The 16,056-nt window shown below is 47.8% G+C and carries 14 protein-coding genes and 1 tRNA gene; 4 read left to right on the top strand and 11 right to left on the bottom strand.

Annotated features, from left to right (window positions below; genetic code table 11):
- Positions 1 to 43 precede the first annotated feature (43 nt).
- The 11 genes from pheT to ICN24_RS05485 form a co-directional block, all read right to left on the bottom strand.
- Complete coding sequence (pheT, locus tag ICN24_RS05535) at positions 44 to 2,500, bottom strand: phenylalanine--tRNA ligase subunit beta (protein ID WP_216221904.1); 2,457 nt, start codon at positions 2,498 to 2,500, stop codon at positions 44 to 46.
- Positions 2,501 to 2,520: 20 nt separating this feature from the next.
- Entirely contained in the window at positions 2,521 to 3,567 is a 1,047-nt protein-coding gene (pheS, locus tag ICN24_RS05530) for a phenylalanine--tRNA ligase subunit alpha (protein WP_216221903.1), read from the bottom strand.
- Between the two features lie 29 nt (positions 3,568 to 3,596).
- A complete protein-coding gene (rplT, locus tag ICN24_RS05525) occupies positions 3,597 to 3,962 on the bottom strand; it encodes a 50S ribosomal protein L20 (protein WP_068948443.1) in 366 nt (121 codons plus the stop codon).
- 25 nt (positions 3,963 to 3,987) lie between these two features.
- Entirely contained in the window at positions 3,988 to 4,185 is a 198-nt protein-coding gene (rpmI, locus tag ICN24_RS05520; RefSeq protein ID WP_114691330.1) for a 50S ribosomal protein L35, read from the bottom strand.
- A 139-nt stretch (positions 4,186 to 4,324) separates the two neighbouring features.
- Positions 4,325 to 4,849: a translation initiation factor IF-3 gene (infC, locus tag ICN24_RS05515; protein ID WP_216222251.1), complete on the bottom strand. Its 525-nt coding sequence runs from the start codon at positions 4,847 to 4,849 to the stop codon at positions 4,325 to 4,327.
- 42 nt (positions 4,850 to 4,891) lie between these two features.
- Positions 4,892 to 6,814, bottom strand: a complete 1,923-nt coding sequence (gene thrS, locus ICN24_RS05510) for a threonine--tRNA ligase (protein WP_216221902.1) — start codon at positions 6,812 to 6,814, stop codon at positions 4,892 to 4,894.
- A 100-nt stretch (positions 6,815 to 6,914) separates the two neighbouring features.
- Positions 6,915 to 6,991, bottom strand: a tRNA-Val gene (locus ICN24_RS05505).
- Between the two features lie 18 nt (positions 6,992 to 7,009).
- On the bottom strand, positions 7,010 to 9,031 hold the full coding sequence (locus tag ICN24_RS05500; protein ID WP_216221901.1) for a bifunctional (p)ppGpp synthetase/guanosine-3',5'-bis(diphosphate) 3'-pyrophosphohydrolase: 2,022 nt from the start codon (positions 9,029 to 9,031) through the stop codon (positions 7,010 to 7,012).
- A gap of 9 nt (positions 9,032 to 9,040) precedes the next feature.
- On the bottom strand, positions 9,041 to 10,945 hold the full coding sequence (locus ICN24_RS10410; protein WP_216221900.1) for an alpha/beta fold hydrolase: 1,905 nt from the start codon (positions 10,943 to 10,945) through the stop codon (positions 9,041 to 9,043).
- Positions 10,946 to 10,980: 35 nt separating this feature from the next.
- Positions 10,981 to 11,631 (bottom strand): CoA transferase subunit B, encoded by a 651-nt coding sequence (locus tag ICN24_RS05490; RefSeq protein ID WP_216221898.1) that lies wholly within the window; start codon positions 11,629 to 11,631, stop codon positions 10,981 to 10,983.
- A 46-nt stretch (positions 11,632 to 11,677) separates the two neighbouring features.
- Positions 11,678 to 12,379, bottom strand: coding sequence for a CoA transferase subunit A (locus ICN24_RS05485; RefSeq protein WP_216221896.1), 702 nt, complete (start codon positions 12,377 to 12,379; stop codon positions 11,678 to 11,680).
- Between the two features lie 159 nt (positions 12,380 to 12,538).
- On the opposite strand from ICN24_RS05485, the gene ICN24_RS05480 reads away from it, so the two are divergent.
- The 4 genes from ICN24_RS05480 to ICN24_RS05465 are packed head-to-tail and all read left to right on the top strand — an operon-like array spanning position 12,539 to position 16,028.
- Positions 12,539 to 14,209, top strand: coding sequence for an electron transfer flavoprotein-ubiquinone oxidoreductase (locus tag ICN24_RS05480; protein WP_216221894.1), 1,671 nt, complete (start codon positions 12,539 to 12,541; stop codon positions 14,207 to 14,209).
- Positions 14,210 to 14,212: 3 nt separating this feature from the next.
- On the top strand, positions 14,213 to 14,602 hold the full coding sequence (gloA, locus tag ICN24_RS05475) for a lactoylglutathione lyase (RefSeq protein ID WP_216221892.1): 390 nt from the start codon (positions 14,213 to 14,215) through the stop codon (positions 14,600 to 14,602).
- The gene (locus ICN24_RS05470) at positions 14,602 to 15,774 is read left to right on the top strand and encodes a GNAT family N-acetyltransferase (RefSeq protein WP_216221890.1); all 1,173 of its coding nucleotides are present in this window, start codon (positions 14,602 to 14,604) and stop codon (positions 15,772 to 15,774) included. The genes gloA and ICN24_RS05470 overlap by 1 nt, the downstream gene beginning before the upstream one ends.
- Positions 15,771 to 16,028, top strand: coding sequence for a DUF1289 domain-containing protein (locus tag ICN24_RS05465; protein WP_216221888.1), 258 nt, complete (start codon positions 15,771 to 15,773; stop codon positions 16,026 to 16,028). The genes ICN24_RS05470 and ICN24_RS05465 overlap by 4 nt, the downstream gene beginning before the upstream one ends.
- Positions 16,029 to 16,056: the final 28 nt, after the last annotated feature.

Here is a 16,056-nt window from a genome sequence, read left to right as displayed (position 1 = left end):
AATGTGTCTCTGATTTATCGTTGGAATTTCTTTAATACTAAACCTAGCGCAGACGAGCTGCACATTTTTTCTCTACTGCGCCCAATAATGCAGCCATTACGGCATCAATTTGGGGATCTTGCAATGTTTCTTGAGTATTGAGTAAAGTGACCCGGAATGCCAAGCTCTTTTCATCATCGGCCATACTGCTCGATCCTGCTTTAGGCTTAAATTCATCAAATAACTCAATGCCACGCACAAAATTTTGCTTAGCAGCAAACATCGCATCCAATAAAGACTGTGCAGAAACGGATTGCTTCACCACAAGAGCCAAATCTCGCTGGACTGCAGGAAACTTGCTTAATTCTTCTGGGACCGGCAAACCTAGTTCGCGAATAGCCTCTAAATCCAATTCAAACAATACTGGCGCTTGAGGCAACTCATAGGCTTGCTGCAAACCAGGATGCAGTTCACCGATCCATCCTATATCAATGCGATTCTTGCCTACTATCAAGAACACCTTGGCGCTACGGCCAGGATGTAATGCAGGATGTTGTGCAGATTCAGTAACGAAATGCAGTGGATCCAAGACGCGCTCAAGATCACCCTTCACATCGAAGAAATCTACCGGGCGTGTTGCATTAGCCCATTGCTCCGGCACAAAAGAGCCATAAGCTAAGCCGCCAATCATTTGTGGCTGATAGAAGCCTGCAACCTTGCCAGCTTCCTCTTGGACATTGGCATCCCGCTTAAAGACGCGGCCTGTTTCGAATAAACGAACGCGCCCTGCCCCCCGGTTTAAATTGGATTTGAGGTTAGATAGCAATCCACCCCATAGAGTGCTGCGCATCACACCATACTGATTAGCAATCGGATTTAAAACAGCAATTACATCTTTTTCTGTAGCGCCAGTTAAGCGTTTCTCGCTTTCAAGATCGGTAAACCCAAAGTTCACGGCCTCTTGGTAACCTTGTAATGCCAAACGCTGACGCAATAAATGAATACCACGCTTTGCTTCTGCTTTAGCGCTCATCTTGAGTGAAGCTACCGGCGGCGTATCGGGAATATTTTCGAAGCCATACATGCGCGCGACTTCTTCAATCAAATCTTCTTCAATCTCGATATCAAAGCGATAGCTTGGTGGAGTAACAATAAATGCATCACCCTCTTGCTTAAATTCAAAACCAAGACGCTGAAATACGTCTGCTACGATTTCCTGAGTCAATGGAATACCGATCACTTTGATGGCACGTGCCAAACGCATTTTGACCGCCTTGCGCTCTGGCACATTCAATACTTGATCGTCCACTGGACCAGCTTGGCCACCGCAGACCTCAACGATCAATGATGAAAGATATTCCAGGCATTGAACTGTGTTTTGTGGGTCTACACCCCGCTCAAAGCGGTGTGCTGCATCAGTACTAAAGTTAAAGCGACGTGCTCGACCCTGAATAGCCGAGGGTAGCCAATACGCCGCCTCTACATAAATATTTTTAGTCTCATCGCCTACAGCACAATGATTGCCACCCATAATTCCAGCGAGTGCTACGGGGCCATTTTGATCAGCAACAACGCCCGCCTCTTGTAGCTTGCCTGCCGAATCCGGACCTTGCAAAGTCACCGTTTGGCCATTAAGGAGTTCCAGTGTTTCACCTGGTTTAGCCCAACGGACAGTAATATCGCCTTCTAGCTTATCAATATCAAATACATGGGTGGGCTGACCCATCTCTAACATCACATAGTTAGACAAATCTACCAATGCAGAAATGCTTCTCTGCCCAGCTCGCGATAGGCGCTTCACAATCCAATCAGGCGTTTTAGCCTGTGGATTAACACCGCGAATCACGCGACCAGCGAAGCGGCCACAGAGATCTTTGTTTTCAACAGCAACTTTGCGCTTCTCATCAATTACTACAGCTGGCGGCGTCCACTTCGGCGCGCACAGGGCGGCACCAGTGATTGCGGAAACTTCTCTTGCCATACCCATTAAGGAGAGGCAATCCGCTTTATTTGGAGTGAGCTTAATCACAAAGATTTGATCATCGAGATCAAGATACTTACGAATATCTTCACCAATTGGGGCATCCGAAGGCAATTCCAAAATGCCTTCGTGATCATCGCCAAGACCTAACTCACGACCGGAACAGAGCATGCCCTGGCTTTCAACACCACGTAACTTACCCACCTTGATCATGAAAGGTTTACCGCCGGCTTCTGCAGGAGGCAACTCAGCACCAACCATAGCGCACGGGATTTTGATGCCGGCACGAGCATTAGGTGCGCCGCATACAATTTGCAACTCTTGACCAGTACCCGCATCCACCTTGCAGACACGCAAGCGGTCGGCATCTGGGTGTTGCTCGGCAGACAGAATCTGCGCAATCACAATCTTTGTAAATGCGGGCGCTACAGAATGTTGTTCTTCAACTTCTAAGCCCGCCATAGTCATAGCATGACCCAATGCATCACTATCAAGCGATGGGTTCACATATTGACGGAGCCAAGATTCAGAAAATTGCATAGCGTTCTATTGTTATTTTCTTAAGCGGGAAATTGCGCTAAGAAACGTAAATCGTTTTCAAAGAAAAGGCGTAGGTCATCAACGCCATAACGCAACATCGTTAAGCGCTCTAAGCCAGATCCAAATGCGAATCCGGTGTAGCGCTCGGGATCAATCCCCATATTGCGCAATACATTCGGGTGAACCTGTCCTGCGCCGGAAATCTCCAACCAACGACCGGCCAACTTACCGCTTCCAAAAGCCATATCAATCTCAGCAGAAGGCTCAGTAAACGGGAAATAAGAAGGACGGAAACGTACTTGCAATTCATTGGTTTCAAAGAAGGTTCTCAAGAAGTCGGTGTAGACGCCTTTGAGGTCCGCAAATGAAACACTTTCAGCGATCCACAAACCTTCGACCTGATGGAACATGGGTGAATGGGTTGCATCACTATCCACACGATAGGTTCTACCGGGTGCAATGACCTTAATTGGTGGCATCACCTCTGCATGGGCATATTTTTTAACATGCTCACTGGCGTAACGCACCTGAATCGGACTGGTGTGGGTGCGCAATAACAAAGGCTTGCCGTGGGCATCTTTGCCATCAACATAAAACGTATCCTGCATCGAACGTGCAGGATGATTTTCTGGGCTATTGAGGGCCGTAAAGTTAAACCAATCGGTTTCAATTTCAGGGCCATCAGCCACATCAAAACCAATGGAGCGGAAGATTTCCTCAACGCGCTCCCAAGTGCGCATCACGGGATGCAAACTGCCAACCGCTTGACCGCGCCCAGGTAAGGACACATCAATGGATTCGGCAGCTAAGCGCTGTAGCAATACAGCATCAGCCAAAGCTTGGCGACGCTCTTGTAATGCAGCTTCAACTTGGGTTTTGATTTGATTAATTTGGGCGCCAGCACTCTTGCGCTCTTCAGGCGACATTCCACCAAGCGCTTTTAAACGCTCAGTGAGAACACCTGATTTACCGAGATACCTGGCTTTCGCGTCCTCAAGAGCCGCCGAATCGGCAGCTCCAGAGAAATCACGTTTGGCATCCTCGACAATTTGGTCGAGAGAAACCATTGCAGCTTAGTTTGTAAAGAAACTAAGAATTAAGCTGCAGCGTTTACTACGGATTTGATCCGAGTAACCAAAGCAGCAAAAGCCGCTTTGTCAGCAATGGCCATATCAGAAAGCACTTTGCGGTCGAGTTCGATCGCAGCTTTCTTCATACCATTCATGAATACGCTATAGGTCATGTTGTGCTCACGTACTGCCGCATTGATACGAGCAATCCACAAAGCGCGGAATACACGTTTCTTATTGCGACGGTCACGGTATGCATATTGACCAGCACGCATAACCGCTTGCTTAGCAATACGGAATACGTTCTTACGACGACCGCGGTAACCTGTTGCGGCATCGGTAATTTTCTTATGACGGGCTCTTGCTGTAACCCCACGTTTGACTCTTGGCATTTAGTTCTCCTAATCTAGTCTGAGGTTAAGCGTATGGAAGCATGGAGCGAATTGACTTAACATCAGATTTCGCAACTTCAGTGGAACCACGCAAATGACGCTTGTTCTTTGTGGTCTTCTTGGTGAGGATGTGGCGTTTGAAAGCCTGACCTCGTTTGATCGTTCCGCCTGCGCGAACCGTGAAGCGCTTCTTAGCGCTACTCTTGCTCTTCATCTTGGGCATAAAGCACCCCTTCTTCTACTTGTGCAACATAGGTGGTAACCGACGGTTACTCTTCCTGTACCCAGAAGCACTTCAAACTGCCAGCACCCTTAGTTATTACCTCAGGCGCCTCCCTACATAAGAACCAGGTATTACCTAGTTACTTAGCCTTACGAATGGGGGCCAATACCATCACCATCTGGCGGCCTTCCATTTTTGGAAACTGTTCAACTTGGCCATACTCTTGCAGGTCCAACTTCAAACGCTCCAACATCCTTGCTCCGATTTCTTGGTGGGCCATTTCACGACCCCGAAACCGCAACGTAATCTTTGTCTTATCGCCATCTTCCAAAAAGCGGATTAGATTGCGTAGCTTGACACCATAGTCACCATCATCAGTACCGGGGCGGAATTTCACTTCCTTCACCTGGATAACTTTTTGCTTCAGCTTTGCTTCATGCATCCGCTTGGCTTCTTGGTATTTGAATTTGCCGAAGTCCATGATGCGGACTACAGGTGGAACAGCTGTTGGAGCAATTTCAACCAGATCGGTATCTTTCTCTTCTGCTGCAGCCAAGGCTTCACTCAACTTAACTACACCGATGGGCTCTCCATCGATTCCAATCAAACGCACTTCAGGAGCAGTAATTTCCCGGTTAATGCGTTGCAATTTTTCAGTAGCGATCTTCTTAATTCCTTTAAAAAAACAATAAAAACCGTTCTAACCCTAGCTAGGCTCGGGTCCGACTTTCTGGGATATATCCTGCTGGAGTCGGGCAACGAAGGCATCAATAGGCATAACACCCAGATCCACTCCGCCACGGGCACGAACGGCCACCGTATTACTTTCTGATTCCTTATCCCCTACAACTAGCAAAAACGGGATCTTCTGTAATGCGTGCTCGCGTATTTTATACGTAATTTTCTCGTTCCGCAAATCCGCTTCGACTCTAAACCCTTGTTTTTTCAGCATTTGCTGCACTTGTTGTGCATATGCAGCAGAATTTCCGGAGATATTGAGAACAACGGCCTGGGTCGGAGCAAGCCAAACAGGCATATTTCCAGCGTGATTTTCGATCAAAATGCCGATAAAACGCTCTAAAGAGCCCACAATTGCCCTGTGGAGCATGACTGGAGTCTTACGACTATTGTCTTCAGCCACATATTCAGCACCTAAACGGGCCGGCATGGAGAAATCGACCTGAATCGTGCCGCACTGCCAAGTACGGCCAATGGAATCTTTGAGGTGATATTCGATCTTGGGACCGTAAAACGCTCCCTCCCCCGGCAATTCTTCCCATAGCTGGCCAGAAGCCTTGAGGGCGCCTCGGAGCGCTTCCTCAGCTTTATCCCAAATCGCATCGTCGCCAACACGCTTAGCAGGGCGCAGAGCCAATTTAACGGCAACCTCAGTAAAGCCAAAGTCTTGATAAACAGCACGCACCGCTTTATCAAAGTCAGCCACCTCAGATTGAATCTGATCTTCAGTGCAGAAAATATGGCCATCGTCTTGCGTAAAACCACGCACACGCATCAAACCATGCAATGCACCAGATGGCTCATTGCGGTGACACTGCCCAAACTCGCCAAAACGCAATGGCAACTCGCGATAGCTATGTAAACCTGAGTTATAAATTTGAACGTGACCAGGACAGTTCATCGGCTTCAATGCATAAGCCCGATTTTCTGACTCAGTCGTGAACATGTTTTCTTTGTAGTTTTCCCAGTGGCCGGACTTTTCCCACAATGCACGATCCAAAATCTGCGGGGCTTTCACTTCTTGATAACCCTCTTGCTGATAGACGCGACGCATGTATTGCTCTACTTCTTGCCAAATCGACCAGCCTTTTGGATGCCAGAAAATTAAACCGGGCGCTTCTTCTTGAAAATGAAATAAATCGAGTTGTTTACCAAGACGGCGATGATCACGCTTCTCAGACTCTTCCAGCATATGCAGATAAGCGTCTTGATCTTCTTTACGCAACCAAGCAGTTCCGTAAATACGCTGCAACATCTCATTCTTGCTATCGCCACGCCAGTAGGCGCCTGCCAGCTTCATCAGCTTAAAGACCTTGAGCTTGCCAGTGGAAGGTACGTGTGGGCCGCGGCATAAATCAGTGAACTTACCTTCGGCATAGAGTGAAACATCCTCACCCTGCGGAATGCTCGCAATAATTTCTGCTTTGTAATGCTCGCCCTGGTCTTTAAAGAACTTCACCGCTTCATCACGTGGCAAAACACTACGTACTACTGGCTCATCTTTTTTAGCGAGCTCAGTCATCTTCTTTTCGAGAGCGACTAAATCATCTGGAGTAAATGGACGGTGGTACGAGAAGTCATAGTAAAAACCATTCTCTACTACTGGACCAATAGTGACTTGTGCTTCTGGGAATAATTCTTTAACAGCGTATGCCAATAAATGCGCAGTGGAATGGCGCACGATTTCTAGTGCTTCAGGACTTTTATCAGTGATGATGGCTAATTGACTATCTTTATCGATAACAAAACTGGTATCAACCATCTTGCCGTCTACGATGCCGCCTAAGGCAGCTTTAGCAAGTCCACTGCCGATGCTTTGGGCAACATCCGCTACGCGAACGGGAGCCTCAAACTCGCGTTTTGAACCATCGGGCAGAGTAACTACAGGCATAACAACTCCATCTATTGACTGAAATTCAGTTTGACTTCATCGACCTAAAAAGAAAGCGCGGTAGCTTGTGGCCAACCGCGCATCTTGGGTCATTATTCGTTGGTAGGCTCGATTGGACTCGAACCAACGACCCCCACCATGTCAAGGTGGTGCTCTAACCAGCTGAGCTACGAGCCTATACAGCCATAGAGTTTATCACCGGCGACGCACTTGGGTGACCCCTTTGACCTCTTCTAGGCTATTTTGGACAAGGCGCAAGACTTCAGAATCCTTTACCTCAACCGTTAAAAGGATCTGCGCTAGCCCCTTTTTGGCAGATTTACGTAAATCAATGACATGCACGCCCTGTCGGGTCAGGATTTCAAATAACTCTCGCATTAGCTCCGGGCGGTCTAGCCCAGAAACCACCAAATCGGCTGGAAACACCCGCTTTTGCTCAGCGCTTTCTGCAGGGCTAGCAGCCGATGAGGTCCAAGCAGTCTGTATCACCCGCTCGGGTGCCCTCTCTAAAAGACCTCGAAAGGTCTTGCAGGACCGCCGATGAATGGACACACCCCGCCCTTGCGTCACAAATCCTGCAATCGCATCTGGCGGCACTGGCCGGCAGCAACGCGCCAACTGGGTCAACAAAGAATCAACGCCCACCACTAAGACGTCACCTCCCTGACCTGATTTACGACTGCTATTGCGCAGAACAATCTCTGGTGTTGCTGGCGTAGTTTTAACTTCAGCCTGGGGGTCAGATTTGGCCTCTATCGTTTTAGCGCCCTGACCGGTCTCATCATCATCCAAAGCGTTGAACCAAGCCCGCACTCTTTGGCGTGCACGTTGAGAGCGCACATAGTGTTTATCGGGACTAATCCAATCGCGCGATGGGCCACCATGCTTTACGGCAATCACCTCTACAGTTTGCCCATTTTGCAAGGCGGTCTCTAAAGGCACCATCGCACCATCCACCCGTGCGCCACGACAACGATGTCCAAGATTGGTATGCACGGCATAGGCAAAATCAATTGGTGTTGAGCCCTTCTCCAAGGAAATCACTTTGCCCAGAGGAGTTAAAACATAAATATGGTCGTCGATCTCGTGATGCTTGAGTTGATCCCATGCATCTTCCTTCCAAGAGATGAGCTGCCGAGCCCAGGCAATTTGTCGCTCATAAGCAACCTCAGCGCTGTGAGTGCCTTGCTGGTGGGCAATGCTGGGTTTATTGGATTTTGGCGGCGTCGCCATACCGATATAAGCACCCTCTTTGTAACGCCAGTGAGCCGCCAAACCAAACTCAGCTTGTTGGTGCATCTGATGTGTACGTACCTGAATTTCAAAGGCAGTACCATCTTCATTCATCACAACAGTATGTAGTGATTGATAACCGTTGGGTTTAGGTCGTGCTATGTAGTCATCGAACTCGCGTGGAACGGGCTGCCAAACGTTATGCACAATCCCTAATACAGCATAGCAAGCTTTAACATCCTCAACCAATACTCGAAACGCCCTCACGTCATACAGATTGGCAAAGTCTAAAGACTTGCCTTGCATTTTTTTCCAGATACTGTAAATATGCTTCGGCCTTCCCAATACCTCCCCATCAATTTGGGCCGCCTTGAGTTCTGCTTGTAGCTGCTGTACCACCTGTTCAATAAATTCTTGGCGCTCAATCCGTTTTGCATCGAGCATCTTGGCAATATCTCGATAGGTCTCTGGCGATAAAGCACGAAAGGCTAAATCTTCCATCTCCCATTTCATCTGCCAAATTCCGAGGCGGTTAGCTAATGAGGCATCAATATTGAGAATCTCTTGCGCCCATGCAGCCGGCATCTCGATTTTTTCCTGCGTTATCCAGCGCAGCGTCTGCAAACGCGACGCTAGATAAATCAGCACTACCCGTAAATCATCGCCAAATGCTAAGAGCATTTTGCGTAACATCTCTTCCTGACCAGAAACGCTCAGACCGCCATCATCGCGCACCAACTTTGCTTGCGCTTGGCGCAGACCTCGATAACCGATCAAGAGTTTGGCCGATTCCTCACCAATCATTTTGGTAAGCGCTTCTTTGCCATGGGTTCGAGCAATGTGATTGGCCGCTACCAAGGTGGCCTCATCCAAATTGAGCGACTCCAGGATACGGCTAACACCTAAAGCATGCGATTCGGCAGGCTCGCCGAACCAAGCATCTTGGAATACAGCTGACTTTTCAGTTTGAGGCGTATTTGCCATAGGCAAAGATTACCCGAAGAATTCTTTGACTAAAGCAATTTGCTCTGGCTTTACAAATGCAGGTGCATGACCCACATTTGGAATTTCAATGCTGCGGGCATAAGGATTGACTTTGCACATTTCTGCAACGGTTGCCGCTGACAGAAGATCGGAATCTCCACCGCGCACAATCAACATCGGAATATGGATTTGCTTAAATGCATGCCACATCGCCATCTCACCAGCCTTAGCCATTATCGGATTGACTGAAGCAAATGGCACAGCGATATTTGGGTCATAGTGCATGATCCACTTACCATCACGCTGTACCAACATGGGTCCGTTATAAATTTCCCACTCTTCTGGTGTATGTTCACCAAAGGTGGCGCAAATTTGATTAAGGCGCTCAAGCGCATCAGCACGATTCTGAAATACAAATGGCTGACCTACGTAAGAACCTAAACGCTTTAATGCTTCCGGTTCAATCCTGGGGCCAACATCATTAATCAGCATTCTGCGAATTGGAGAATTCGGCATTGCTGCATACACCATGCCAATTAAGCCACCCATAGATGTTCCCACCCAATCAACCTGAGAAACACCCAGTTGTGTAATGAGAGTAGCAATATCAGAGACGTATTGAGGTACAGCATATTGCATGGGGTTCGCTAAGCGATCCGAATCGCCCCTACCAACAACATCAGGACACACCACGTAATAGTCTTTGCACATGGCTTGCGCAAGTGTTTTGAAATCACTACCACGGCGAGTAAGGCCATGAACACAAAGCAAAACTTTTGAGTTATTGGGATCACCCCATGCGTGATAAGCCATGCGATGCTCAGATTCACCGCTCGAGCATTTCACATAAAAAGTAGCCCCATCATGAAATACATGGTTAGCCTGTGCTGTGTTGCGCACTTCATGGGTGGCATGATCGTGCTCATGTTCATGTTCATGTGCATCTTCGATGCAATCGATCACATTGCGCACCTCTTCTGGCTGCAAGGTCACGTGATCAATTCCATGCTTATCCAGCAACATTTGATTGATTCTCTGCATGATGGCTGGCCACTCTTGAATGTTGGCAATCTCAATATGACCAATCAAAGCCGGAAAGCTAGGCGTCATCTCCCACACATGCAAGTCATGAACCGCAAGAACGCCAGGCACCGCCTTAAGATCTTTTCCCACCTCTAGATAGTCAATATGCAGTGGCACACCCTCCATGAGGAAGTGATAAGACTCATGCAGAATCGAAATGGTGGATTTCAGGATGAGTAGGGATACCAAGATAGAGAGAATGGCATCGATAGGCATCCAGCCTGTCAGCTGAATCACCAGACCGGCCACGAGGGCAGCAACTGATCCCAATAGATCGCCCATGACATGAACCAAAGCTGCGCGAGTATTCACGCTCTTTTTGTCGCGTGACAGAACCCAAGCCACCACGATATTCATCAGCAAACCAATAGCAGCGACAACCGTAACGGTCAAACCATCTACTTTATGTGGATCATAGAAACGGCTTACCGCCTCAATCACAATCCAGACAACAAGCGCGAGCATCACGATACTGTTTACAAATGCAGCGAGTGCTTCCGCCCTACCAAATCCAAATGAATGTTTTGGCGATGGCGGACGGCGAGAAATAATTTGCGCTAATAAAGCCAAGCCTAGCGCTGCAGCATCGGTCACCATATGCCCTGCATCCGAAATCAACGCTAAGGAATTTGCAAAATACGCTGCCGCGCCTTCAACCCCAGAAAATCCCAGAGTTAATACCAAAGCAATCAGCAGTAAATTTTGATTGGAGACTTCTTTGCTGTGCGAATGTTTAGCATCGCCTTTTTTATGGGCATGCAGAGAAGGATCTACCCCAGATTGACTCTGAGGCTTTGCTGATTTGGAATGGAAATGATGGGATCCCGACATGGTGAACCCATTATTCCACTAAATGATGACGCTGTTTAGAAACCCGTTGTATCAACAGGGGCACCCGTTTTAGCAATCACCTCTTCTTTGCTTACGCCAGGAGCTAGCTCTACCAACTTCAAACCCTTGGGGGTGATGTCCAACACGCACAGATCGGTAATGATCTGACTAATCACGCCAACGCCGGTTAAGGGCAAAGTGCACTTTGGCAAAATTTTGAGCTCTTCAGTACCATCTTTTTTCTTGGCTACGTGTTCCATGAGTACTACGACGTGTTTTACGCCGGCAACCAAGTCCATCGCACCGCCCATACCCTTCACCATTTTTCCTGGAATCATCCAGTTAGCAAGGTCACCATGCTCACTGACTTGCATAGCACCCAAAATCGCAATATTGATCTTGCCGCCACGAATCATGCCAAATGAATCTGCTGAAGAGAAAATAGATGAGCCTGGCAAAGTAGTAATAGTTTGTTTGCCAGCATTGATCAAATCGGCATCGATCGTATCTTCAGTTGGAAATGGTCCAATACCCAGCAAGCCATTCTCAGACTGCAACCATACCTCCATGTCTTTTGGCACATGATTGGCAACCAAGGTCGGCATACCAATACCCAGGTTTACGTAGTAACCGTCTTTTAATTCTTTAGCAGCACGTGCTGCCATTTCATCTCTATTCCAAGGCATATCGATCTTCCTAAATATTCTGTTCTATTGCTTACTAATCTATGAATTAGGCTTTTGCAGTTAAAGTGCGCTGCTCAATCCGCTTCTCTGGAGTCTTGTGCAGCACTAAGCGGTGTACATAGATGCCTGGAGTGTGTATCTCATCCGGATGCAATTTGCCGTTCTCAACAATCTCTTCTACTTCAGCCACTGTAATCTTGCCTGCCATGGCGACTACTGGATTGAAGTTACGAGCTGTGTAGCGATAGACCAAATTGCCAGACTTATCAGCCTTCCATGCTTTAACAAGCGAGATATCTGAAACGATCGAGCGCTCCATGATGTATTTCTCACCATCGAATTCTTTTTCTTCTTTACCTTCAGCAACTAAAGTACCCACACCGGTTTTGGTATAGAAGGCAGGAATGCCGCAACCGCCAGCACGTAATTTTTCTGCCAAGGTGCCTTGCGGTGTGAATTCCAATTCCAACTCGCCCGCCAAATACTGACGCTCAAACTCTTTGTTTTCGCCAACATAAGATGCAACCATCTTTTTGACTTGACGGGAATTGAGGAGCAAGCCCAAGCCAAATCCATCAACACCAGCATTATTTGCAATTGCCGTGAGATTTTGCGCACCAAGATCCTTCACCGCCTGAATGAGGGCCTCTGGAATTCCGCAAAGACCAAAACCGCCAACAGCCAGCTTTTGTCCGTCTTTTAAGATGTCCCGCAGGGCATCAACTGCCGATGGGTAGGTTTTATTCATAACTTTTGTCCTAATATTGCCAAAAAGGGTAAAAAAGTAATCATAACGCCTTAAGCCCTTGCGTCTAGGGAGTCTGGGCACCGGAATGGTTTTTAACAGTTAGAACTAAACTATCTGGACTGAAATACCCTATTTTTTAAGAAATCTCGGAGAAATTGCATGAATCCTGCGCAACTGCTAGAACAATTTGGACCAAGGGAATCCATGGACTATGACCTGGTCATTGTTGGGGGTGGGGCCGCTGGACTGTCAGCCGCAATTAAAGCCAAGCAACTTGCCAATGAATCCGGGAAAGACATTAGCGTTTGCGTCTTGGAAAAGGGCTCTGAAGTCGGCGCTCATATTCTGTCTGGCGCAGTAATGGATCCCAAAGCAATCACTGAGCTTTTTCCTAACTGGAAAGAATTGGGTGCCCCTCTACATACCGAAGTAACGCAAGATCAATTTCTCTTTTTAACTGAAGAGAAGTCTTACCAAGTTCCCAATTGGCTCTTGCCACATTGCTTTCAGAATGAAGGCAATTACATTGTTAGCCTGGCTAATGTGACACGCTGGTTAGGTGAGCAAGCTGAAGCGCTTGGCGTAGAAATTTTCCCAGGATTTCCTGCAGCGGAAATTTTATACAACGAGCAAGGCGCTGTTAGCGGCGTGATTACTGGCTCTATGGGGCTAGATAAAGAAGGTAATCCAACTGATCAATTTCAACTGGGTATGGAACTGCGTGGTAAATACACCCTCTTTGCCGAAGGTGCGCGTGGGCATTTAGGCAAGCAACTGATTGCCAGGTTCGCACTTGACAAGGACTCCGATCCGCAAAGCTATGGTATTGGCATCAAAGAGCTTTGGGAGGTAGAGCCATCTAAGAGCAAGCCTGGACTAGTAGTACATACCGCAGGCTGGCCATTAGAGAGCGATACCTATGGTGGCTCGTTTCTATATCACCTAGGCGATAACAAGGTTGCTGTGGGTTTGGTAGTGGGCCTGTCCTATAAGAACCCTTACCTCTCCCCCTTTGAAGAATTTCAACGCTATAAATTGCATCCAAAGATTCGCGAAACTTTTGAAGGCGGCAAACGCATTGCCTATGGCGCTCGCGCACTCACAGCAGGTGGCTTAAATAGTCTGCCGAAAACCGTTTTCCCTGGTGGCGCACTAATTGGTTGCGATGCGGGCTTCTTAAATGCCTCACGCATTAAAGGCAGCCATGCAGCCATCAAGACAGGCATGCTCGCTGCTGAAGCAGCCGTTGCTGCCCTCAACGATAATCGCTCTGCTGATGTATTGGCGGGTTATCCAAGCGCATTCCAAAATAGTTGGCTGCATACTGAACTTAATCAAGCGCGCAATTTCAAGCCATGGATGTCTAAAGGGCTCTACCTTGGTACGCTCATGGTGGGATTGGAACAAAAAGTTCTCGGCGGCAATATGCCTTGGACCATACATCTCAAGCATGCTGATCATGAGTGCCTTGAGCCAGCCTCTCAACACAAACCGATTGATTATCCCAAGCCAGATGGCAAGCTTACCTTCGACCGCCTGTCATCGGTATTTATTTCTAATACCAATCATGCTGAGAATCAGCCGATTCACCTAACGCTTAAAGATGCCGCCATTCCGGTAAGCCTCAACCTCAAGACCTATGCTGGACCAGAGCAACGTTACTGCCCTGCTGGTGTTTATGAGTATGTAGAGGCCGATGGCCAGCCACGTCTTCAGATCAACTCTCAAAACTGCGTGCATTGCAAAACCTGCGATATTAAAGATCCTAGTCAAAATATCGTGTGGGTCACCCCCGAAGGCGGTGGTGGTCCAAACTACGGAGCGATGTAAACCATGATGATTTTGCATACTATGCTGCGCGTTGGCGACCTCCAAAGATCAGTCGATTTTTATACCAAGGTATTGGGTATGAATGTTTTGCGCACCACCGAACGTCCAGAGCAAAAATACTCACTAGTATTTGTAGGGTATGGCAGAGGCAATGCTGACGGCCAAGCGGAAATTGAGCTGACTTATAACCATGGCGTGCATTCCTATGATTTGGGGACAGCCTATGGTCATATTGCAATTGGCATCCCAGATGCTTATGCCGCATGCGACAAGATTAAAGCTGCTGGCGGCAATGTGACACGCGAAGCCGGCCCGGTAGCAGGTGGAGATACGATCATTGCCTTTGTCACCGATCCTGATGGTTACAAGATAGAACTGATACAGCGTTCATAGTGAGCAAGTCCGGGCAGTATCGCCTTGAAATTGTTGAGCGTCTAGCCGATATTCCCGCGATCGAGTGGAATACTCTCCTACCAACCGATGCGGGTCCCTTTTTACAGCATGCTTTTCTCAGCGCGCTTGAAGAAACGGGTTGCGTCGGCGGCAACACCGGCTGGCAAGTAGCTCACCTTTCCCTAAGACAAGCTGATCAACTCGTGGGCGCTATACCTCTGTATTTAAAGCAGCATTCCTACGGTGAGTTCGTCTTTGACTGGTCATGGGCACAAGCCTATGAGCAACAGGGTTTACAGTACTACCCCAAGGTTCTTTGCGCCATTCCATTTACCCCGGTTCAAGGTACCCGTATTTTGTGTAAGCCTGAACTAGATCACCTTGAGATTGGCATAACCTTAATCAAGGCAATCAAGTCCCTGTTAACTGACAATCATCTTTCCTCGGCTCACTTTCTTTTTCCCCAGGCCAGCGAAGCAGAAATACTCAAACAGCAAGGATTTTTATTGCGTGACTCCGTGCAGTTTCACTGGCACAACCAAAACTTTGCCACTTTTGAGCAATTTCTATCCGTCCTCACGATGAAGCGTCGCAAAAATATTCGGCGTGAACGACAACAGGTAGACAAGGAAGCAATTTCATTTCGGCACATCCCAGGAAAAGAGTCCAGCGAGCAAGATTGGGAATTCTTTTTTGACTGCTACCAAAACACCTACCTAGAGCATCAGTCATCACCCTACCTCAATAAAACATTTTTTAAGTTGTGGGCCAAACAGATGCCGGAAAGCCTTCACCTCATTATTGCAGAGCGTGATCAAAAACCGATTGCAGCATCGCTCATTGTGGTGGATAAAGCGCAATCAAAAGCCTACGGAAGATACTGGGGCGCCATTGAGCATATCCCCTGCTTACATTTTGAGACAGCGTACTACCAAGCGATCGAATACTGCATTGCCCAGGGCATTCAAACGTTTGAAGGTGGCGCCCAAGGAGAACACAAGATGGCAAGGGGCTTTTTACCAACTACCATTCAATCAGCCCATTTCATTCAAGATCCTCAGTTCGCCAAGGCAGTTGGGCATTTCTTAGAACGTGAACATCAAGGTATCGGCGCTTATGTAGATGAGCTCGCCGAGCATAGTCCGCTGAAATCGACTAAAGTACGTCCATGAATTCAGGAAGTAACAAAACACGATCCAATCAAGATGGATCCCATTCCCTCTCAACAGGGGATGATGAATCCGATTCCCCCTGTATTGGCGTCTGCACCACCTTATATGACGAAATCTGTCAAGGATGCGGGCGCACTCTCAGCGAAGTCAGTAATTGGGTGTTCTTCTCAGATGAAGAAAAAGCCTCCGTCTGGAAGCGGATTAGAGCAGAAGGCACAGCAACGCGGTTTCAGAGACAAGCAAAAGAAAAATAAGCCCATTAGATGGGCTTATTTTTTACCA

Source organism: Polynucleobacter sp. UK-Kesae-W10, assembly GCF_018881575.1.
Classification (GTDB): domain Bacteria; phylum Pseudomonadota; class Gammaproteobacteria; order Burkholderiales; family Burkholderiaceae; genus Polynucleobacter.
The sequence above is the reverse complement of the archived record's forward strand: the minus strand, read 5'-3'. Positions and strand labels throughout refer to the sequence as shown.

Bases quoted from the DNA above. Each gene is read 5' to 3' on its own strand.
- gloA (WP_216221892.1), top strand. From the start codon at position 14,213: ATGATGATTTTGCATACTATGCTGCGCGTTGGCGACCTCCAAAGATCA.
- pheT (WP_216221904.1), bottom strand. From the start codon at position 2,500: ATGCAATTTTCTGAATCTTGGCTCCGTCAATATGTGAACCCATCGCTT.
- ICN24_RS05500 (WP_216221901.1), bottom strand. From the start codon at position 9,031: ATGGCAAATACGCCTCAAACTGAAAAGTCAGCTGTATTCCAAGATGCT.
- thrS (WP_216221902.1), bottom strand. From the start codon at position 6,814: ATGCCTGTAGTTACTCTGCCCGATGGTTCAAAACGCGAGTTTGAGGCT.
- rplT (WP_068948443.1), bottom strand. From the start codon at position 3,962: ATGCCAAGAGTCAAACGTGGGGTTACAGCAAGAGCCCGTCATAAGAAA.
- rpmI (WP_114691330.1), bottom strand. From the start codon at position 4,185: ATGCCCAAGATGAAGAGCAAGAGTAGCGCTAAGAAGCGCTTCACGGTT.
- ICN24_RS05480 (WP_216221894.1), top strand. From the start codon at position 12,539: ATGAATCCTGCGCAACTGCTAGAACAATTTGGACCAAGGGAATCCATG.
- ICN24_RS05490 (WP_216221898.1), bottom strand. From the start codon at position 11,631: ATGCCTTGGAATAGAGATGAAATGGCAGCACGTGCTGCTAAAGAATTA.
- ICN24_RS10410 (WP_216221900.1), bottom strand. From the start codon at position 10,945: ATGTCGGGATCCCATCATTTCCATTCCAAATCAGCAAAGCCTCAGAGT.
- pheS (WP_216221903.1), bottom strand. From the start codon at position 3,567: ATGGTTTCTCTCGACCAAATTGTCGAGGATGCCAAACGTGATTTCTCT.
- ICN24_RS05485 (WP_216221896.1), bottom strand. From the start codon at position 12,379: ATGAATAAAACCTACCCATCGGCAGTTGATGCCCTGCGGGACATCTTA.
- ICN24_RS05465 (WP_216221888.1), top strand. From the start codon at position 15,771: ATGAATTCAGGAAGTAACAAAACACGATCCAATCAAGATGGATCCCAT.